Source organism: Metabacillus malikii (assembly GCF_030813355.1).
In the GTDB taxonomy this organism is placed as follows: Bacteria; Bacillota; Bacilli; order Bacillales; family Bacillaceae; genus Metabacillus; species Metabacillus malikii.
Map to the genome: position 1 here is coordinate 17,079 of NZ_JAUSUD010000004.1, position 21,153 is coordinate 38,231.

Here is a 21,153-nt window from a genome sequence, read left to right on the forward strand (position 1 = left end):
CTTTGTAATAATTTTGTCATATTTCTATACTTAATAGGTAAAGTGTTCGTGACAAATCATTATAGAAGGGAAGGATTAATTTTACATATATAGTGTCGCGTTTTTAAAAGTATTAGAGGTGAAAATAGTGGATACAAAAGAAAGTTCGGTAAAAATATCAGTTCGAAAAGTGTCGAAAATATTTGGTAAAAATACGAAGAAAGCTGTTCAACTTCTCAACGAAGGTAAATCCAAACAAGAAATATTGAAAAAAGCTGGTGCTACTGTTGGTGTTAATCAGGCCAGTTTTGATATCTATCAAGGTGAAATTTTTGTGATTATGGGTTTATCAGGTAGTGGGAAGTCTACCTTAGTTCGTATGTTTAATCGGTTAATTGAACCTACAAGTGGACAAGTCCTAATAGATGGACAAAACATAGTTGAAATGAAAAAAGATGCGCTTAGAAATGTTCGGCGGAAAAAAATGAGCATGGTATTTCAACGTTTTGCATTGTTTCCACATCGTACGGTCCTTGCCAATACTGAGTACGGTTTAGAAATTCAAGGCATCGAAAAGGATAAACGAAAAGAACTTGCACTTGAAGCGTTGAATTTAGTAGGACTAGCGGGTTATGAACATCAATATCCAAGCCAACTTAGTGGTGGTATGCAACAGAGGGTTGGGTTAGCGAGAGCCTTAGCAAATGACCCTGACATATTATTGATGGACGAAGCATTTAGTGCTCTAGATCCACTAATCAGAAAAGATATGCAGGATGAATTGCTGGATTTGCAATCAAGTATGGAAAAAACAATCATTTTTATTACCCATGATCTTGATGAGGCATTAAGAATAGGAGACCGGATCGCGTTAATGAAGGATGGTAATATTGTTCAAATTGGAACACCTGAGGAAATATTAATGAATCCTTCTAATGATTATGTTGAACGATTTGTGGAAGATGTCGATTTATCTAAAGTTTTAACTGCAGGACATGTAATGAAACGAGCAGAAATAATTTATCTCGATAAAGGGGCAAGATTGGCTCTTAAAACGATGAAAGATAATCAAATCTCAACTGTATATATTGTCGACAAACAAAAGAGATTAATCGGTGCAGTTACTGCAGATAACGCTAAAAAGGCAATTGAAGAAAATCTTTCATTGGACAAAGTAATGTCTCAACAATTGGTCACAGTAAAACAAGAGACATTATTAGTCGATTTATTTGAAGATGTTTCAGGTGCGGCAATACCTGTAGCTGTGGTAGACGATGAAAATAAATTAAAGGGAATTGTCATAAAGGGTGCTGTAATAGGCGCACTTGCTGGAAATGAAACATATATTAATAGTTTCCAAACATCTGAGAAACCTTTAGAAGTAAAAAAGGAGGTTCTCTAAATGGGAGATTTATTACCAAAACTACAAATTGCAAAATGGATTGATTTATTAGTTGAATGGCTCGTTGATCATTTCGAACCCTTATTCGAAGGAATTGCTGGGGGATTAGAACTAATTGTTGATGGGATTGTTAACGGATTAGGCATCATTCCAGTGCTACTCCTAACGATTATCGTAAGTTTATTAGCTTGGAAAGTTAGTAATTGGAAAATGGCACTCTTTACTTTAATCGGATTGCTATTAATTGATAATCTTGGCTACTGGGACAATATGCTTGATACGATAGCTTTAGTTCTCACTTCTGTTGCGATTTCAATTATTCTTGGTATTCCAATCGGAATATGGGCTTCTCAAAGTGATAAGGTAGGAAAAGTTGTTACACCTTTGCTAGATTTCATGCAAACAATGCCTGCATTTGTCTATCTTTTACCTGCAATCTTTTTCTTTAATATTGGTGTAGTCCCTGGCGTTGTCGCTTCTGTAATATTTGCAATGCCTCCAACTATTCGTTTAACCATTCTAGGTATTAAGCAAGTGCCTGAAGACTTAATTGAAGCTACACAAGCATTTGGTTCGACAACTTCACAAAAGTTAATAAAAGTCCAATTGCCTTTAGCTTTGCCAACTATAATGGCAGGGGTTAATCAAAGTATCATGCTCGCATTATCAATGGTTGTTATCGCATCAATGGTAGGTGCTCCTGGTTTAGGTGCAGACGTTTATCGTGCTGTTACTCAGCTCCAAACAGGTACAGGATTTGAAGCTGGCTTAGCAATCGTAATCATTGCGATTATTCTTGATAGAATTACTCAAAATATTGGTAAATCAAAAAGAGGAGGAACTTTATAATGTTTACTAAAATGACTAAGGTATCAATAGCATTAGGATTATCACTTACTTTAGCTGCATGTAATAGTGCTGAGGAGAGTAGTAGCTCAAAAGATACGAAAACGATAGGTGAAGCTGTAAATTATGAGGTTATTGGAATAGATCCAGGTGCAGGAATAATGAAAGCAACGTCTAGTGCACTTGAGGAATATGAACTTTCTGATTGGGAGCTCGTTGAAGGTTCCGGTGCTGCTATGACTGCGTCCTTAAAAAAGGCATATGATAAGGAAGAGCCAATTATTATTACAGGGTGGACACCACATTGGAAGTTTTCAAAGTTTGACTTAAAATATCTAGAGGATCCGAAAGGTGTCTACGGAGAGGCCGAAAATATCCACTCTATTGCACGTAAAGGGTTGGCAGAAGATTTACCTGGTGTACATAAAGTAATCGACCAATTTGCATGGACACCAGATGAAATGGGAGAGGTAATGAGTAATATTCAAGATGGAGTATCACCTGAGGAAGCTTCTGCTACATGGGTTGAAGAAAACTCTGATAAGGTAGCTGAGTGGACAAAGGATGCTAAAGAAGGTAATGGTGAAGAAGTAAAACTTGCTTATGTTGCTTGGGATAGTGAAATAGCAAGTACAAATGTATTAGCTAAAGTATTATTAGATTTAGGCTATGATGTTAAATTAAGCCAGGTAGAAGCAGGGCCTATGTGGGCCGGTGTTGCAAATGGAAGTATTGATGCACATGTTGCCGGATGGTTACCATTAACGCATGCTGACCCATATGAAAAGTTTGAGGGTCAATTTGATGACCTTGGTGCAAATCTTGAAGGTGCTAAAACAGGATTAGTTGTACCTTCATATATGGATATTGACTCAATCGAGGACTTAAAATAAATTCATAATGAAATTTTGTTGAATGATTTCATTAGAAATGCACTAAGAGGTAAGAATCGATGGTGAGAAACACCACAAGATAATAGATTTCTAGTAAACCCATGTACCTATGTATGTGGGTTTTTTAATCTTTGCAAAATCCACAGTTTCGTTTAAGATAGTCATAGAAATTTAACAGGAGTGGGAGAGTGTAGCATTAACGATCATTATCTTTACACATTTAGGATACCGTACCTTTTTTAATGAAACGCAGTCAATTTATTGGACAAATTGATTAGTAGATTTATAAATCAGTAAAAGGGAAAGAATATAATTAGTATGTATACTCATTGCTTGACCATTGTTTTTATAAAGACAGTATTTCCGAGACTTAGGAAATACTGTCTTTATGTTGTTTATATTCCTCTAATTTAGTAATCATTATATCTATTTCTGTTTCAGTAAGGGAAGAGCTGTTATCAATTCGGTCTTTTACATATTTTAATTGCTCCGGAAGTACTCTACCTCTTGAGAAGTAGGATGCAACGGTTCCTGTCACGACCCCAATTAATCCGATCCCGACGAACATTAAGAAGGATGCTATTAAGCGTCCAACAGTTGTCTCGGGATACAAGTCACCATAACCAACAGTAGTCGTTGTAACAACGGACCACCAGAGGGCATCTTCAAATGTTTCAAAGTTAGGCTCAAGCCAAAACATTAGTGTTGCACTAAAAAATAGTAATATAACAATAACAATAAAAATCCGATCGACTTTATATTTTTTGGTTAAGACTTCAAGAAAAGAGTCTTTTCGATAAATAAGAGCAATGAGACGAACAATTCTAAATAATCGTACTAACCGTAACGTCCTAAATAATTGGTCAAGCGGTATTAGAGCAATAAGTTCCAGTGGATGATTCTTTATAAATGACTTTTTATCATCACTAACAATGAAACGAATTACATAATCAATAAGAAATAAACCCCAAACAAACCAAGATAAAATGTAATCCTGATCGTTAGGTAGCTTTACAACGACGGAAAAAATGATTAAACAAGCCAATAAGATTTCATAGGTGAATGACACGATCGTCTTGTTCATGTAAAGCACCTCCTAAGCTGAAATATACTTTTACAATTTCTTATAATATATTAACATAATAGGGAGTTAACTCGTATCACGATATGTACTTATATAAAATGCACTTGGATATATTATCCATAATAATGGATAGGAGTGGGGGAGTGCGTACGAAGTAGATGGTTCTGTATTTTAACATCTTATTGTATATTATAAAGGGTTAATGGACACTTATTACTATTGTTTACATACAAAATAACACATGTAATTAATTGCTTTGCTAGATGAATTCATGTATAGGACAGGCTGTAATGTTTAGTATAAGTAATTTAAATCGATAACTTTTAAATGAAAATTCATTTTCTGTCTCAATATCTTAAGTTAACTTAGAATATGAGACAAAATTCATAATCGATTTATTACTTCCTAGAATATATATTATGTAAACTAGAAAATAAAAAGACCCGTTTTAATGGTCTTTAGGCATATCCATTCTATCTACCGCACTTCGCAAGTCATCATTTTTAATATGTGTGTAAATCATTGTTGTTTGTATCGAAGAGTGACCTAATTGACGCCTTAATTTTGGAACGTCGTTAATCTCTGCATGATATCTAGTCGCAAATGAATGCCTTAATTTATGAACTGACAATGCGGGTTTTCCGAATGAATGTGCATATTTCTCAATCATTTTTTCAATTGAGCGAGCTGTTAAGCGTCGCGATTTTCCTTTAGGACCCATTGGTGCTGCAACAAATAGGGCTTTGTTTGCTTTTTCTACATGATATCGTTTTTCTCTTATATGCAGGTATTGCTGAAGGTCATCCATAGCAATTTTACTAAAGAAAACGTATTGCTCCTTATTACCTTTACGAATAACCCGTGCTGAATACTTTGTAAAATCAATATCTTCAAGATTAAGGTTAACAACTTCAGATAATCGTAGGCCAGATCCTAATATTAAAGAGATAATCGCTGTGTCACGTTCTTTATTCATTTGATAGAAATTAGTCAGCTTCTTATTGTCTTTAATCATTTCAACATAGTCGTGGGCGACAAACCTTCGGAAATTTTCATATTCATCACCAAGCAGTATTTTACCTTCCATTTTATTCGCAAGTGTTTCCATGCTTTGTTTAAGCTCATTAAATTCAATTTTTGCCATGACATTACGGTTTATGTACGGCTTTAAATCACGGGTTTCAGCAATGTTTTGCAAATAATTGAATAAAGACTTTAATGCAGATAATTTACGGTTAACCGTAACGGCTTTGTTTCGGTGTTCGTATTGTAGTGCATTTAAAAAGCCTTCAACTTGCTGGACAGTAAGTTTTTCTAATAATTCTAATGGTATGTCTTTTATATGACCTGCAAAAAGCTGCTCTGAGATTAGCCATTGGAAAAAGATTTTGTAATCATGACAATAATTTAATAATGATGCGGGAGAAAGTTTTCTACGTCTATGGTCAATAAATTCCTCAACATACCAAGGCAATTCTTTAAGTAACATCGATAATTTTTTGTTATGCAGTTGTGATTGTTCTGTCATTATAAAAACACCTCAACGGAATTTGTTATCTATATTTATTATAATTACTAGATATTATTACGTCAAATTTATATTTTACGTAATAATCTATTTATTAAACTCCCTCTAATCATTTTAAGGTGTCCATAAATATACGTGAAGTCGTTTATTAAAGTTTGATATGTTATGTTGAGCTCATTGTTGAATTTGTAACTATGCTCTCTTCTTCACTTTATTGCTAAAAATGATTCCTACTATAAAGCATCAAATAATTTTTCAAAGCCATCAATCAGCTTTTTTTTATAGTGTGCAACTTCTCCTTTTACTTCGTCGTTATTACTTGCATAAGTTTAGCGACCAGCTCTAATTAATTAATGAAAAAATGCATATTCCTATAGGAATGTGTTGTATTGTTACACGCTTGAACTATTTTAGGAAATATTTAATTTAAAAGTTTACCCTTACATATTCTTTCAAAAAATGGAAAATAATAATCCGTAGAATCTGTATTCTATTACATATTAGGAGTCCATATATGCCTAAAGAAAGATTAAGCTCAGTCCAACTAATCTTTGTGATTGTAAGTTTTCTTATTGGGAACACCTTTATGTACAATACTGGGTCTGGTGCAAAACAGGATGCATGGCTCGTGTTCCTTTTTACTATGATTGGTGGATTTATATTGATGTACGTTTATATTAAATTATGTACATATTACCCTGGAGAATCATTGGTCCAAATTATCCCTAAGGTTGTTGGTAGACTTATTTCATATCCAATCATATTACTTTACATTATTTACTTCATTTATCTCGCTTCAAAGGCTTGTCGAGATTTTGGTGAACTAATAGCAGCAACAATATTGGATGAAACACCAATAGAGGTCGTCATTGCAAGTTTTATGGTGTTAATCATTTATTGCTTACATGGCGGTGTAGAAGTATTTGGTCGTATGGGTGAAGTCGTTTTTCCGATATACATTATTGCGATTATGATTGTATGGATTTTGTTATCTACAGTTGACCAATTCTCTATTGAAAATTTAACACCTGTATTAGGTAATGGCATGAAACCTGTATTAAATGAAATCTTTCCAACCGTATTAACCTTTCCATTTGGTGAATCAATCATTATTACAATGTTTATCCCTTTGCTACAAAAAGGAGCAAATCTTAAAATAATCGGTTTTTCGGCTATTGCATTGACCACCTTCCTATTAGTCACGAATATCATTATGGTCCTGAGTGTATTAGGACCAGAGGTATATAGTGACCAGTTTTTCCCCCTCCTTTCTGCTACGAGAATGATTTCAATTGCTGATTTTCTTGAGAGATTTGATGCATTGATTATATTAATGATGGTTGCAGGCGTTTTTTTTAAGGTTGGTGGATGGATATATGGAGCAGCTACGGGAATTAGCCAATTGTTGAAATTAAAGCAAAATAAATCTGTGTTACTTGGTCTAGGAACGATAATAGCACCAATGGCGCTCATCATCGCATCAAATCAGATTGAATATAATGAAATTGGTTTGGAACTTGTTCCTTTATATATTCATATCCCCCTTCAAATCGTGATTCCTCTTCTATTGTTAGTAATAGCATTTATACGTAACAAAATGGAGAAAAAGAAATCATAGAGTCAGTATACATGGGTTATTCTGAGGAGTGCTTGAATTGAAATTATTTAAACGTAAAGTAAAATCATCAAAAAAGTCCCAGAAACATCAGTCTATAGGTCAATCTCAAAACGATTGTGGCAAAAGTGAAATATCTATCGAAATACAGGAAAATCTTTCTGAGCTTAAAAAGCTATTCAATGGTGCTGAAGATTTTTCTTATCGAGAGTTTAAAATTAATAAAACGATACCTGCTGCAATTTTCTATTTAAATGGGCTTGTTGAGGAAAAAAGAATGGAATTACATGTCATTAATCCTCTGTTAAAACCTATGGATGAAGAAAATCCAACTATTGATTCCTTTCTCAAAGAAATTAGTGCAGCAAGTATTGAGATTAGTCCATCCTTTCAAGAAGCAATAGATTTTATATTATCAGGTGGTACGGTTCTTTTTATAAATGGATATAGTCAAGCATTGCTAATCGGAGAACATCATTGGATCCAACGTTCTGTAGACGAACCTTTATCAGAAGCAGTTGTTTTAGGACCCCGGGAAGGTTTTATTGAAAATATACGTACGAACATCAGTATGATTCGGAGACGTTTAAAAACAACAGAACTTAAATTCGAATCTTTGAAAATTGGTAAACTCTCTAAAACAGATGTTGTCATAGTCTATTTGGAGAACATTGCGCAAAAGTCTATTGTTGATGAAATACGTAGTAGGCTAAAAAGGATCGAACTTGATGCAATTGAGGATAGCGGATACATCTTAGAATTTATCGAAGATGATCCTTATACAGTCTTTCCCCAAGCCTTACAAACTGAGCGGCCCGATCGTGTGGTCGGGAATATATTAGAAGGAAGAATAGCTATACTCGTTGATAATAGCCCCTTCGCTTTAATTGTACCGGTTACTTTTTTTCAATTGATGAATGCTTCTGAAGATTATTACGGAAGATTTATTATGACATCCTTTATTAGAGGTATCCGTTATTTGTTCTTATTTATAGCGTTACTGTTCCCTTCAATCTATATTGCCGTGACGACCTTTCATCAGGAGCTATTGCCAACAAACCTATTATTTAGTGTCGCAGCTTCAAGGGAAAAAGTACCCTTCCCTGCTGTTATCGAAGCATTATTAATGGAAATTACATTTGAGGCGCTACGAGAAGCTGGTTTACGGCTACCAAGGCCAATCGGTTCTACTGTTAGTATTGTTGGAGCTTTAGTCATTGGACAAGCAGCAGTAGAAGCAGGTATCGTTTCTGCTCCTTTAGTTATCGTAGTGTCTACAACTGGAATTGCCTCCTTCATGTTCCCGAGTTATAGCTTTACAGGCGCAATTCGATTACTACGATTTCTTATGATTTTCTTAGCAGCAATATTAGGATTTTACGGTATCCTGCTAGGTGTGTTCTTTATTTTAGTGCATTTAGTGAAATTACGTTCTTTTGGTGTTCCTTACTTTTCCCCGGTCGCTCCTCTAAATGTAAACAATATTAAAGATATATTTATTAGGGTTCCGTGGTGGAAAATGAATGAACGACCAGAACAGACGGCAAAACGGAATTTGAAGCGATTAGGAAAAGAATAGTTTATAGGAATTGTACGTGAACAAGTTAGGAAGGTGTTTATGAGAGCAATTAAAGTCGTTCTTTTATTTATTATGACAGTGATCCTTGGTGGTTGCTGGGATCGTGTTGAAGTAAATGATATCGCAATTGTTACAGCAATCGGCTTAGACCTATACGAGGATGACAAGCTTCGACTCTCACTCCAAGTGGCAATTCCTTCAAAGTTAGGACCAACATTAAGTGGCGGGAATGGCGAAAGTGGAACTTTTATTATTTCTGAAACTGGTGCGAACGTTTCAGATGCCTATAATAATTTGCAGGAGAAAATCGGCAGGCAAATATTTTTCTCACAAAGTCGCGTACTGTTAATCGGCGAAGACTTAGCTAAAGAAGGTGTTAAACAGATAGTAGACTTTCATACAAGGTACCATGAACCACGTATAAATAGTTTTATTATGATTACAAAGGGAGATGCACTAAAAGTCTTAAAAGCAAAGCCGGTCTTAGAGAGTATCGCTTCTGAAGAATCTAAAGAATTAGCGAAATTAGGTAAAGGAATTACGATATATGTTAGAGATTTTTTAGATATGCTTTTAACAGATGGGCTCGAACCAATTGCACCACACTATTCAGTTACCTCATTAGAAGAAAGTAAGGAAGACTCAGAGAAGGGCCAAAAAATAACCGGTGCAGCAGTGTTTAAAGATGAAAAATTGGTCGGTTGGCTAGATTCATTTGAAACAAGAGCAATTTTATGGATACAAAATAAACTTAATAAAGGTATTATCACCCACCATATCCCCAAAGAAAACGGGAATGGCAATATAAGTGGCCAAATTATTAGAGCAGAATCAAAAATTGTCCCTACCATAGAAAATGGTGATTTAAAAATTGATGTGAATATCATTACAGAATTAAAAGTAATTGAAAATGATTCCGAATTGAATTTAAATGACTCAAAGGTTATCGAAGATTTGCAAAAGCAAATGGAAACTGAGCTTATTGATAAGGTACAACAGGTTTTGATAAAGGTTCAAAAGGATTATCAATCAGATATATTTGGATTTGGACAAAGAGTATATAAAGAATATCCTTATGAGTGGAATAATAAATATAAACAAAATTGGGACGAGTTGTTTACACAACTTGATGTTTCTATAAACGCTAAAGTCTATTTAAGAAGAGTAGGATTAAGAATGTAAAATTCGATTTTGGAGTAGGATTATATGCTTAAATATATTATGATATTGCTTATCTTTATTGTAATCTACGCTTTGGAAGCACCTAAACTTATTAAGAACAAGGAAAAGAAAGAATTATTAGTCTTCTCGTTCTTATTAATAGTAGGATTAAGTTTAAGTTTTGTTGCAGTTCTACAAGGATTTATGTAATTTAAGGCTTTTTGCATTAATGGGTCTCTCCCTCTCAAACAATCACTGTTCGTGTGATTCATGCTATGTAACAACCGAGAAGCGAGACCTATTAATTTTATTATTCTTTTAGTAACTCAAAAATAGCTCTAACATTTTTAAGATCTTGAGTACTTAACATTTGGTTGCTATATCTAGCTTTTCCATAGCTGTCCAACAAGGTGATTACTTCCGGTTTCATACTATCAATTTCATTAATTATTTCGGTTAAAGTTTCGGTTGATGTGTTTGTTCGTTTATATTGATAACCGTGATGAAGGATTTGCTCCTTTACTAGTTGTTGGTATACATATCTGACTTTCTCCCTTTCAGTTAAGTTCTCCCACTTTTGTCGTCGTTGAGTAAATGGTTTAAAAAATAGCTTAGTTACCTTTTCTTTTGTGTCTTTTTGAAGTTTCTTTATATCAATTAGACTTTCTTTTTCATCAATATACACAAGTCCATTCTCACTATTATGATTGCTTAATTGAAGTAATTGTCCTACTCGATTCATAAGCCATTGGTATGAGGTCTTTATTAAGCGCATAACCTTCTTTCCTCCATACACAATTAACATAATACAAATGACTGTTCCAATAATGTAAAAGGCAATATACATTATTTTCTCTAGTATTACGATAATTGTGGATGGCTCTCCTCTCTCAAGTACTGGGAAAGATTGTTCAGTTGCTGGAGGAGACTGTTGTATTGATTCTTCGTCACTTTCAAAAAATGAGAGAAACCACAGGAGTCCGGAAATGAATAACGAAAATCCCTGAACGATAACATACTTAACAATGCCAAAGCTTGTTATGAGTGTTACGATACCGATCATTCCTAAAAGATATAGGGAATTTTTTTGCTTTATGGCCTTTGATACAATTGGTTTATTATTCTTTGCTAAGGTTGAAGCCTTTAACACTCCGCTATTTGATAAAAATAATGTAGTAATAATGAAAATTAACCCAGACCATGTTATCACAGGTATGTAGGGGGTAAGGACGCCGAAATATTGATAAGTGAAATACGCTAGAAAATATACTGGAAAGCCTAAGACCCATAATAAATAAGGGGTAAGCACTTTATCTGCAGCAATAACATGGTAATATCTACCTCGAATGAATACTAAGCAATGTACAAATGACAACATCAAAATAGTGAAAAATTGATTATTGAATAGTAGCGTAATTGGGATACTTGTAAGAAACATTAAAACAGTTAGGAAGAACCTTGTTTTAGCTTTTTCATGAATAACACTTGAACTCAAGAAACCAATGATAAAAAGTAGCGGTAAAATAAGTAGCCAGATTCCCATTTTATTAGATACAAAAAGAATCCCAACTAGTAGTAGAATTGGTAGGATTAATATAAATTCGATTATTGCAAAATATACTTTTTTAAAAGATATTGCCATCGATTTTACCTCCAATTTGCTTGTTGTGGTAAGTCATGTTGCTCAGAAACGATGAGTATTTCAATTTTGTTACCGTGATGCTCAAGTTTACGAATAGTTTCCTGCATACTGTCCGTTAATATGGAAGTAATGATGAGAACATCGGTGTCTTTTAGATTTTGAGTTTCTTCTTGAAAGAAGCGATTAAAACTGATGCTTTTATCCATGCTAAGCTTAGCCATCGTATCATATATAGAGGTTAAATGTTGTTGTCCATTACTAGCTTCTATCCGTATGGGTGTCTTATGGTTCGTTACCTGGCCGGATCCGAACGGTTCTACTAGATATGAATTACAAGCAAACCCTGTAGACATCCCATTAGAGATCGTATAATGGGCAAGTGATGCTGCAAAGGAAATAGCCTTTTCTATTAATTCTGGCTTCTGAATTGGCAGCCAAATATCTTCTGTATCGTCAAAATTCACATATATTATTAACTCATGGTCTGCTGTAGTATCTCGTTTATTAACTTGCAAGCTGTTCGTACGCGCAGTAGCTTTCCAATTAACAGTATTCATTGAATCGCCATACGTATAGTTTCTTATCCCTGCTAAAGTGAACGGGTCATCGATTATCCATCTTTTCACAAGGATGTCTCCAAGCCAACTACGTGAAGGTAAGGGAATTTCGTCAATTGAAATGATTTCTGGATAGACAATTATAGCTGTTTTTGACTCTACGTAATGAAACGTTTCTCCTAGGCCTAGAACATCACCTATTGTCAGTGAAACAGAGGTTAACTCATAAAATCCTCGTTTCTGACAACGGATTTTATGTCTTCTAGTAATTTTTTGAAATGGCAAAAGGCTAAATAGCGTTCGATGAAACTCATCACTGTGTTCTTCCTTCTGGATATCATGTCTGTTCAAAAACTTTAATTGTTTATGAATCTTTGATTCTAGTCTGAGCCATGGAATAGGTAATATTTTATTATTTGAGATTTTGTCAACTAGTTCAATTTCCTCTCCCGCAAACACAGCATCTTTATTAAAATATCGGTCATATTCAATTTTTGCTAATCCCCACCTATTAAAAATATAGCTTTGTACAGCAGCGATTACGCAAGTGATAAAAATAAACCAAGCGATATTCATTTACCGATGCTCACCTTTCATTAAAACATCCTCTGTAGGGACTGAAACTGAGTCAATGATTTCATCAAGAATTTGCTCTACATCCGCTTGTTTCGCCCGTAACATTGATTTTAAAATAATTCGATGGCTTAAAACTGGTTTGATCATTGCTTTCACATCATCGGGTGTAACATATTCTCTGCCATTTAATATAGCGATTACTTGTACGGCTTTTAACAAAGCTTGACTTCCTCGCGGGCTTACACCTAATTCAATTGATGGATGTGTTCTAGTCGATTCGATGATATTCATTATATATAGGAGAACATCATCGCTTACAAAAATACTAGAATATAAGTTTTGTGCAGCAAGTATTTCCTCTTTCTCAATAATAGCCTCAATTTCGATTAATGGGTTCGATTCTTTAAATCGTTTTAAAATATGTAATCCTTCTTCCTTAGTTGGATACCCAAGTCGTATCTTTAGTAAAAAGCGATCAAGCTGCGCTTCTGGTAATGGGAATGTTCCTTGGTTTTCTACAGGATTTTGTGTTGCAATAACCATAAAAGGGCGATGCAATATATGAGTCTCACCGTCGATTGTCGTTTGTCCTTCCTCCATACATTCAAGTAAACTTGATTGTGTACGTGGGGTTGCCCGGTTTAATTCATCTGCAAGGACAATATTTGAAAAAATTGGTCCCCTCTTAAACTCAAACAATCCATCTTTCTGATTGTACACATTCATTCCAGTCACGTCAGTTGGCAACAAATCAGGTGTAAATTGAATTCGATTAAATGAACAAGATAATGATTTTGCTAGTGTTTTTGCTAATAATGTTTTTCCTGTACCAGGAACATCCTCTAAAAGAACGTGACCTGATGAAATAAGTGCTACAATTAGATGATTTATTTGCTCATCCTTTCCTATCACTACTTTTTGAATTGTATTCTTTAATTTTTCAGCAAGATGTTGGATATCAGATAAATTCATAACAATGTCCCCTTTTAGTTTAAAGAATCTTTCTTTGCAATCGCTACCATTTTCTTATAAGTCTATTTTACTTAAAATATGGAGAAATGACAGTATTTTCTATTGAGGAGGAATAAGCTTAGTGAGAAAGAGTATGTACACATGTAAGGAGAATTAATTATGTAGTTAAAAAGACTGATTCCTTACATACAGGATAATCAGTCTTTTCGATACTTTAATAACCATCTAATTAGCTTCTTCTCTAAGTTTAACTTTTCTTTTCACTGATTCAGTAATGATATTTTCATATTGTTGTGAATCTAAGGTTTTGAATTCTTTAATGTAGGCCTCCCATTCCTTTTCAAAATCCTCTGGTTTCGCTAAAGCAATCTTTGGAAAGGAACTTTTTAGTAATGCTTCAGCCTGTTGCTCATACATCTGTGCAGGTGAGCCTTGTTGAATAGGGGTATCCCATGCTGGATACCATGGCCTATCTTCAGGTTCTGAAAATAAGTCTGTAAAAACAGTTAAATGATATGCTTTTAAAAACTCGTTATCAGTCTTGTCATAATCTAATATAGCAACTTCAGGCTGATTGCGCGGTTCCCATGAATTCCCATCCTCATAAACGCCTTCACCACGTGGCCAAATCCATTCAAAATAAGTAAATCCAAATTCATCTCTAAAATTTTGGTCTGAGGTAAGGGCCATTTGTTCTTTTGTCCGATAGTAGCGACCATTTTCACCGATTTCAAACGTTTCTCCTTCAATACCCCAATTTATTAATTTCTGAGTCTCTTCTTTTGCCATATGATCTAAAAATTTAATGATTTTTATTCGTTCCTCATCTGTTGTGCTAACAGTAATGCCTAGACCCGGTGAGGCAACAAAGGATGACGGGTCCATATATTGATCCTTAATATTAGCATCAAAGACAATGGGAAAAGCCATATATTCTTTATAGGGGTCATCTCCATTTTTTAATTTCTCCATTGCAGGTTGTACTTGCCAATAATAGTCAAAGAAGCCTAATACCTGTCCAGACGCAATCTTTGCTAAATACTCATCATAAGTCTGAGTAAATGATTCTCGATCAAACAGGCCTATGTTATTAATTTCATTAATTTTTCTTAACCACTTTTTTGTTATTTCTTTATCAGCATATACTTTAGCTTCGTGCGTCTCCATATCAACATATATCTCTCCATCATTTGGATACCCTGCTAAATGCATCGGAGCATTTGAAAATGCAAAAAATCGCCAATCATATGTTAAAGCAGTAAAGCCAATCGTTTCATTCCCATTAATTAGTTTAATTTTATTATAGTATTCTTCTATTATTGCAAAGTACTCATCTAATGTTTTAGGATTTGGGTAACCCATATCTTTTAGGACACGACGCTGGATCCAGAAGGCCCCTTGCAGTACATTAGGGGGTGCTGCATATCCATGATCTGCTCCAGAGGGAATCACATAAATATTCCCATCATCACGCTTCATTAAGTCTAAATAAGGTCCATATAGTTTTTTAATATTAGGTGCATGTTCTTCGATTAGGTCATTTAATGGAATATATGCTCCTGCATCAATCATAGCATCAGTTGATTCCTGTGCATTCATAAGGTCGGGGTATTGACCACTAGCAATCATTGTCCCTACTTTAATGTTAACATCTCCTACTATGTGCTCAATATCAAAATTAATACCTGTTTCGTCTTCAAACATTTTTCCAATCTTTGTTTCACTTGTGTTTATATCCTTCCCTGGTGTAAAACCGTTAAAGAATGTAAAGGTAACAACATCTTCATGTTCTGAAGTCTCACTATCACTGCTCCCTATAAAGACATTATTTTGACATCCGGTATTCGTAAAAATGAGAGCTAGTAACAAAACTGAAATGTTAATTTTAACTTTGTGCATTTTATTCCCCCTCTTTATATGACCGAATATAACGTAAGCACTTTCATATTAAATTATTATCTATAAGTAATAAATTAATTTATTTCTTATACAATATGTAGTCTTTGCACCATTTTATAGATTAGCCTATAGACATACATATAGCTGCACTGCTAAAGAAATCTAAACACAACAATTCTATAGCCATTTACAAAACTGCTGAATCTATCACCTTATTACTTATATTCTTGATAAGGTAGTTTAATTTGCAGGGTCGTGCCATGTCCTTGTTTCGAAATAATCTTTAAATCGAATTGATTTTGATAATGCAGTTTAAAGCGATAAAAAACATTTTTCATTCCTACGTGTTCTCCTGTAAAGTTCTCATCATGAAAGGATTGCATAATTTCATTATACTTCTTAGTATCTATACCTACCCCATTATCACTTATCGTACAGAGGATATTATCCTCAAAACGTTTTATTTTCACTTCAATTACACCGTCTGCCTTAAGCGGTTCGATACCATGAATGCTAGCATTCTCTACAAACGGTATCAATGACATATTAGGAATTAAACAATTTAGTGTACTTTCATCTACATCAAAGGTGTACGTCATTTTTTCATCAAAACGGTAGTGTTGGATTTCTAAAAAACTATTAATAACTTGAAGTTCTTCCTTGACCGTTACCCAATCCTTGCCCCAAATAAACGATCTCCGTAGTAATTTTGCTAAATTATGAATAATATTGGATGTTTCCTTTTCTTCCTTAATTAAACTTCTCATTCGGATTGTTTCTAGTACATTAAAAAGAAAATGTGGATTTATTTGACTTTGTAAAGCACTTAGTTGGGCTTGCTTCCTTTGTAAGTCTAAATCCTTTTTTTGAATGCTTGCAACATAAACATCGTTAATTAGCCCTTTTATTTTTAGGGACATTCGGTTAAATCCGCTTGTTAGAGCTCCAATCTCATCTTTATACTCTTTTCCTTCAATAATCTCAAAACTTTGGGCTTCCAATTTTCTCATATGTTTTAAAACATTTGAAAGTCGATGATGTATATTCCTTGTAATGAGTATGATTAATAATGAAGGTAATATAATATTTATCAGGGCAAAATAGATTATAAATTTTCTAGATGATTTAACGTCTTCTAGTAATTTATCCTCCGTAATAGCTCCAACGACTTTCCAATTATTCATATGTTGTTGTGGAAATTGTTCTGTGATAAAGAGCATTTCCTTAGGAAAGGAGTTTTCACTGAAACTATGTTTCTCGTTTTGCCAATCAATATTTTTATTTGTCGTATATTCTATATTTCCATTGCTATTGATTAGATAGACATCCCCTTGGAATGTCACGTTATGAAAGATACGCTCAATTGAAGACATGTTTAAATCTATTTTTATTATTTTCTCTTTTTCATTACTTTTAGAGTAGCCTAATTCTCTTATTACACTAAATGTATTTAGACTTCCATCTTCTCCGGTTGTTCTAGTTACAATTGGATACATGCTATTAACCTGGTTCATTTTCTTATACCAATTTGTTTGTTTAATTTCATTTGTAGTTTTGTTAATCCCACCAGCAAAGATGACGGTATCATTATCTGTGTATAAAGAAATTGAGTGGATTGTTGAGTAAATAGGTGTATATTTGTTTATATCTCGAAAGAAAGAGTTATAAGCTAAGATAAATTCAATATCATTCTCATATTCATGTTCTAAAAACGAGTAAAGTAGATTATCTGTATATAAAAAGGAAGAAACACCAACGGCATCATCTATTCCTTGGCGAAAGTCATTAGCCATTTGTTCAATAGCAAGAGACAAATCATTGATTTTTTGTGTACGAACATTTGATGTTGTAACTTGATAAAATATTATATTTGTTAGTAGGACTGGAATAAACACAGCAAGAATATAAACAATTAATAATTTATTCTTTAGTTTAACATTGTTAATGTGAAATCTTTTCATCTTATCGTTTTACTTCTTTCAAGTTGATTTTTCATATGATTACGACGATATTTACTAGGAGTTATCCCCTCTTTTTTCTCAAATTGTGTAACAAAATAATCCGGATTGGAAAACCCTACAGATTCAGATACTTCATATATTTTTTTATCTGTTTGCCTGAGAAGCTTTTTAGCATGTTCAATTCTCAATTGTAAATAGTAATCCTTGAAGTAAATTCCATATGTTTTTTTGAAAAGCTGTCCCATATAGACTGGGTTCATGAAAAATATATTTGCTATCTCCTTAAGAGTTAAATTTTCATGGTAATGTCTATCAATATATTTTTTAACATGATAAATACTGTTTGATGCATTGTGTTTATTTAATTGAGCAATCTGTTCGGATGCTTCTAATATAAACTTAACGAATAGGTCCTTTAATTGCTCTAACGTTAGTCCATAATCAGCCCAGTGAAACATCTCGGTTATAGTAGAAAGCTCCTTTTCATTACCTTCAAGTGTTTTAATTGTTTTGACTACCTCATGCACAATTCGATTAATTGAAGTACGAACTGCACTTTTTGCGAAATACCTATTTTTAAACTCTGTAAAAATAGATTCAATTGTATCAATAATAGCAGAGTGATTATGTTCTTCAATCAATTCCATTAATTGAATTTCGAGATCTTGATTTAGCACCGTATAATTTATCGATTGGTTAAGCGTACTTTCAAATATAATAGGTACATTTGAGGGCATTAAAAATTTATATTGGGCTGCTACTTTAGCTGATTCATATGATTCATCTAGTTTAGTGAATTCATGCACAGTTTTTCCAACATATATCGAAACTTCATTATGAAAATGTGAGGATAGCTTCTTTTGCAAACCCTCTGATAAATCACATATCTTATGATTGAGCGTGGAGTGTGATGAAACGAAAATAAGTCCATATTCACTTTGGCTAAGTTGACAAATAAGGAAATATTCATTTTTTTCAAAAGTAACAGTACGATATAAAGCGTCTTTCATTTCAATTAAATCAACCGAACTGTTATTGATTTCAATTATAAAGTAATTAAATCTTCTTAATTTTGTTAACCTGTATTTTAACTCTGGTAGTAAGTTATCTTGATTAGTTACGATTTCCTCATGTGAAGTTGTGATAATGTTATCTAGTAAATGTGTCTGTTTTTCGCTTTTTAGTAATTTATTTGATAGTTTGATTAATGTTTCTTCTAATTCTTCTTTTTCAATAGGTTTAAGTAAAAAATCATGTACGCCGTAGCGTACTGCTTGCTGTGCATATCGGAAGTCACTATATCCGCTAAGAATAATAAAACTAGGAGTTACATTCATTGTTTCAGTTGTTTTTTTGATAAGTTCTAAACCATCTAGAACAGGCATTTTTATATCCGTAATAACTACATCAGGTTGATTTGCAACAATGTATTCAAAAGCATCTTCACCATTGTCAGATTCAGCACAGACTTCAAAGCCGCACCCGTGCCAATCTATTAAGCTATGTAATCCTTTACGGACATAACGGTCATCATCTACTAAAAAGAGTTTTAACACAATAAATACCTCCACTATTAAAGGTGTTAGAAATAGGAGAACTGTGAATCCGTTTACATTTTTATCTGTGTGTTCATAGTATTTATATATAGTTATAGAATAAGTTTACCTAACTTTGTTTGTTTATTCAACTAACTATATATATTTTAATCTATTATCTATCTTCGTTTCAAGGAATATTAACGAATGATGATTTCGTGAAAATTTATACTGTTTACTTAGTTATTTCTTAGGTGAATTCTACTTTGAATCCGCATGTAGTAAAAAAAGCACAACACTAAGTGATAACAGTGTTGTGCTTTTCGTATATTTTGCATATGTATCACCGTGCACCCTTTCATTGTGATGGAAATATAAGTGCTGCTTAAGCTGCTAGCTCGATTAGGGCTACCCTGCGGCACACAGAATCTCTATTTATGGCTGCTCCCTTCCAGGCCTGACCAATTTCATAGAGTACTGTTGCGCGGACCCAAATTGTCAACACCGCATAACTTAAGGCGAACCTTACATTTACAACATCCCGCAGAAAGGGAATTCAACCTCGCTAAGGCGGATTGCGAGTACAGGACACCGCCAGCTTCCCATCTAGCACGGTATGTATTTTTGGAATATTGGATGAATTATCTTTTTATAGAGTCCCACCTATGCCGTATCCCCACATGTTTTATAACCCGCTCTAAAGCAGGTGGGTTTCCGCATGTAAACGTCTCTGCTGTCCTTTCATAAGGCTAAAGGCTTAGCATCAATTTACAAATGTAAGAATCCCGATAAAACAGTACGGTTTAAAACATATAGAGGTTACGTACATCGTAGGAATTTGTTTGTTCGTCTGTATATAAAATATATCATACTCAAAGCGAAGAAGTAACAGGTACATTTTGTAAATAAAATTGTTACTAATAAAGCTGTTCGATGAGTATATGGTTGACTAAGAAGCTTAGAATACATAATTATTTGATTGGTATATAAATTTTTGACACAGAAAAAAGAAAGGCATTTTGATAAACAAATACCTAGATTCTAAAGATGAGAAAAATAGAGAAGAATATTAAGAATCCTTCCCTATATATAATTATATTTTCTTGCCATCACTATTTTTATAGCCATTTCTCGAGCGGTATTGTTGAGGTGCTCTTGCTGGATATCGAGCAGGAAAACTAAACATATGAACAAGCTTTGTAAATGGTATTGAAGCAAACAGTAAGAAAGACAGTACGACATGGACTTTAAAAAGTGTCGGGATTGCTACCATAAGTTCTGAAAGTGGTCTAAGTGTAAATAAACTTCTAAACCATGGGCCAATTGTCAGTCGATATTCATATGCAACAACTGTTGTATTATAGATGAGAGTCATATATGTTCCTATACCAGCTACTAGTAATAGTAGGATAATCGCAAAATAATCTCCGAATGATGTATGAACTCTAATGTTTGTAAAATAGAACTTTCGTAAAAGAAAGACAATTAATCCTAATACAACCATTAGGCCTGCTACGCCACCACCTGCAATCGCGAAGAAATGGTATGTATGGTCATCTACCCCAATTGCATTATAAAATTCTAGAGGTATAAGAACACCCATTATATGACCAATAAAGGCAAAAATAATCCCGTAATGGAACACAACAGAGCCAATCCTTAACCATCTTTTTTCAAAGATTTCTGTTGACGGTGCTGTCCAGCTTTTTCCTCGATAGATAAAGCGATAAAGTAAAGCAACAATTAAGACAGTGGCACATAAATAAGGGAAAATCGTCCAAAGAAATAATTCTTCCATATTTACCACCTACCTCCTTTACATTAATGCACACGAATATGAAATTGACTAATATACTCCACTAGATACAGATTTTTGTTTTTGAAAGACACAAAGTATCAGACTCTTAAGCAACCACAGATATAA

At 33.8% G+C, this 21,153-nt stretch carries 16 protein-coding genes and 2 other RNA genes; 7 read left to right on the forward strand and 11 right to left on the reverse strand.

What is annotated here, in order from left to right; genetic code table 11:
- The first annotated feature begins 127 nt into the window (after window positions 1–127).
- The 3 genes from J2S19_RS05585 to J2S19_RS05595 are packed head-to-tail and all read left to right on the forward strand — an operon-like array spanning window position 128 to window position 3,120.
- Window positions 128–1,381 (forward strand): quaternary amine ABC transporter ATP-binding protein, encoded by a 1,254-nt coding sequence (locus J2S19_RS05585; RefSeq protein ID WP_307338490.1) that lies wholly within the window; start codon window positions 128–130, stop codon window positions 1,379–1,381.
- The gene (locus tag J2S19_RS05590; RefSeq protein ID WP_307338492.1) at window positions 1,382–2,230 is read left to right on the forward strand and encodes an ABC transporter permease; all 849 of its coding nucleotides are present in this window, start codon (window positions 1,382–1,384) and stop codon (window positions 2,228–2,230) included.
- Complete coding sequence (locus tag J2S19_RS05595) at window positions 2,230–3,120, forward strand: glycine betaine ABC transporter substrate-binding protein (protein WP_307338495.1); 891 nt, start codon at window positions 2,230–2,232, stop codon at window positions 3,118–3,120. The genes J2S19_RS05590 and J2S19_RS05595 overlap by 1 nt, the downstream gene beginning before the upstream one ends.
- A 370-nt stretch (window positions 3,121–3,490) precedes the next feature.
- Here the strand turns inward: J2S19_RS05595 and J2S19_RS05600 are convergent, their stop codons facing one another.
- Window positions 3,491–4,204, reverse strand: coding sequence for a potassium channel family protein (locus J2S19_RS05600; protein ID WP_307338499.1), 714 nt, complete (start codon window positions 4,202–4,204; stop codon window positions 3,491–3,493).
- A 448-nt stretch (window positions 4,205–4,652) separates the two neighbouring features.
- Complete coding sequence (gene xerS, locus J2S19_RS05605) at window positions 4,653–5,732, reverse strand: tyrosine recombinase XerS (RefSeq protein WP_307338502.1); 1,080 nt, start codon at window positions 5,730–5,732, stop codon at window positions 4,653–4,655.
- A gap of 514 nt (window positions 5,733–6,246) precedes the next feature.
- Here xerS and J2S19_RS05610 point away from each other — a divergent pair.
- The 4 genes from J2S19_RS05610 to J2S19_RS05625 are packed head-to-tail and all read left to right on the forward strand — an operon-like array spanning window position 6,247 to window position 10,297.
- Window positions 6,247–7,350, forward strand: a complete 1,104-nt coding sequence (locus tag J2S19_RS05610; protein ID WP_307338504.1) for a GerAB/ArcD/ProY family transporter — start codon at window positions 6,247–6,249, stop codon at window positions 7,348–7,350.
- A gap of 37 nt (window positions 7,351–7,387) precedes the next feature.
- A complete protein-coding gene (locus J2S19_RS05615) occupies window positions 7,388–8,926 on the forward strand; it encodes a spore germination protein (protein ID WP_307338507.1) in 1,539 nt (512 codons plus the stop codon).
- Between the two features lie 39 nt (window positions 8,927–8,965).
- Window positions 8,966–10,108, forward strand: a complete 1,143-nt coding sequence (locus J2S19_RS05620; protein ID WP_307338509.1) for a Ger(x)C family spore germination protein — start codon at window positions 8,966–8,968, stop codon at window positions 10,106–10,108.
- Between the two features lie 24 nt (window positions 10,109–10,132).
- Window positions 10,133–10,297 (forward strand): hypothetical protein, encoded by a 165-nt coding sequence (locus J2S19_RS05625; protein ID WP_307338511.1) that lies wholly within the window; start codon window positions 10,133–10,135, stop codon window positions 10,295–10,297.
- 100 nt (window positions 10,298–10,397) lie between these two features.
- Here the strand turns inward: J2S19_RS05625 and J2S19_RS05630 are convergent, their stop codons facing one another.
- From J2S19_RS05630 to narI, 9 genes are all read right to left on the reverse strand, one after another.
- Entirely contained in the window at window positions 10,398–11,729 is a 1,332-nt protein-coding gene (locus tag J2S19_RS05630) for a hypothetical protein (RefSeq protein WP_307338514.1), read from the reverse strand.
- Between the two features lie 5 nt (window positions 11,730–11,734).
- Window positions 11,735–12,862, reverse strand: a complete 1,128-nt coding sequence (locus tag J2S19_RS05635; RefSeq protein WP_307338517.1) for a DUF58 domain-containing protein — start codon at window positions 12,860–12,862, stop codon at window positions 11,735–11,737.
- Window positions 12,863–13,834 carry an AAA family ATPase gene (locus J2S19_RS05640; protein ID WP_307338520.1) on the reverse strand — a complete coding sequence of 324 codons (972 nt, stop codon included), beginning with the start codon at window positions 13,832–13,834 and terminating at the stop codon, window positions 12,863–12,865.
- A gap of 225 nt (window positions 13,835–14,059) precedes the next feature.
- Window positions 14,060–15,733, reverse strand: coding sequence for an ABC transporter substrate-binding protein (locus J2S19_RS05645; RefSeq protein ID WP_307338523.1), 1,674 nt, complete (start codon window positions 15,731–15,733; stop codon window positions 14,060–14,062).
- Between the two features lie 215 nt (window positions 15,734–15,948).
- Window positions 15,949–17,694 carry a cache domain-containing sensor histidine kinase gene (locus J2S19_RS05650; protein WP_307338526.1) on the reverse strand — a complete coding sequence of 582 codons (1,746 nt, stop codon included), beginning with the start codon at window positions 17,692–17,694 and terminating at the stop codon, window positions 15,949–15,951.
- Window positions 17,691–19,250 carry a response regulator transcription factor gene (locus tag J2S19_RS05655; protein WP_307338528.1) on the reverse strand — a complete coding sequence of 520 codons (1,560 nt, stop codon included), beginning with the start codon at window positions 19,248–19,250 and terminating at the stop codon, window positions 17,691–17,693. The genes J2S19_RS05650 and J2S19_RS05655 overlap by 4 nt, the downstream gene beginning before the upstream one ends.
- A gap of 325 nt (window positions 19,251–19,575) precedes the next feature.
- Window positions 19,576–19,844: signal recognition particle sRNA large type (gene ffs, locus J2S19_RS05660), an RNA gene on the reverse strand.
- Window positions 19,845–19,881: 37 nt separating this feature from the next.
- Window positions 19,882–20,069, reverse strand: a non-coding RNA gene (gene ssrS / locus J2S19_RS05665) — 6S RNA.
- Between the two features lie 253 nt (window positions 20,070–20,322).
- Window positions 20,323–21,027 (reverse strand): respiratory nitrate reductase subunit gamma, encoded by a 705-nt coding sequence (narI, locus tag J2S19_RS05670; RefSeq protein WP_307338531.1) that lies wholly within the window; start codon window positions 21,025–21,027, stop codon window positions 20,323–20,325.
- Window positions 21,028–21,153 lie beyond the last annotated feature (126 nt).

Excerpts from the sequence above, each read along its gene's own strand:
- xerS (WP_307338502.1), bottom strand. The coding sequence starts at position 5,732 with ATGACAGAACAATCACAACTGCATAACAAAAAATTATCGATGTTACTT.
- J2S19_RS05595 (WP_307338495.1), top strand. The coding sequence starts at position 2,230 with ATGTTTACTAAAATGACTAAGGTATCAATAGCATTAGGATTATCACTT.
- narI (WP_307338531.1), bottom strand. The coding sequence starts at position 21,027 with ATGGAAGAATTATTTCTTTGGACGATTTTCCCTTATTTATGTGCCACT.
- J2S19_RS05610 (WP_307338504.1), top strand. The coding sequence starts at position 6,247 with ATGCCTAAAGAAAGATTAAGCTCAGTCCAACTAATCTTTGTGATTGTA.
- J2S19_RS05630 (WP_307338514.1), bottom strand. The coding sequence starts at position 11,729 with ATGGCAATATCTTTTAAAAAAGTATATTTTGCAATAATCGAATTTATA.
- J2S19_RS05650 (WP_307338526.1), bottom strand. The coding sequence starts at position 17,694 with ATGAAAAGATTTCACATTAACAATGTTAAACTAAAGAATAAATTATTA.
- J2S19_RS05640 (WP_307338520.1), bottom strand. The coding sequence starts at position 13,834 with ATGAATTTATCTGATATCCAACATCTTGCTGAAAAATTAAAGAATACA.
- J2S19_RS05645 (WP_307338523.1), bottom strand. The coding sequence starts at position 15,733 with ATGCACAAAGTTAAAATTAACATTTCAGTTTTGTTACTAGCTCTCATT.
- J2S19_RS05620 (WP_307338509.1), top strand. The coding sequence starts at position 8,966 with ATGAGAGCAATTAAAGTCGTTCTTTTATTTATTATGACAGTGATCCTT.
- J2S19_RS05600 (WP_307338499.1), bottom strand. The coding sequence starts at position 4,204 with ATGAACAAGACGATCGTGTCATTCACCTATGAAATCTTATTGGCTTGT.
- J2S19_RS05625 (WP_307338511.1), top strand. The coding sequence starts at position 10,133 with ATGCTTAAATATATTATGATATTGCTTATCTTTATTGTAATCTACGCT.
- J2S19_RS05635 (WP_307338517.1), bottom strand. The coding sequence starts at position 12,862 with ATGAATATCGCTTGGTTTATTTTTATCACTTGCGTAATCGCTGCTGTA.
- J2S19_RS05590 (WP_307338492.1), top strand. The coding sequence starts at position 1,382 with ATGGGAGATTTATTACCAAAACTACAAATTGCAAAATGGATTGATTTA.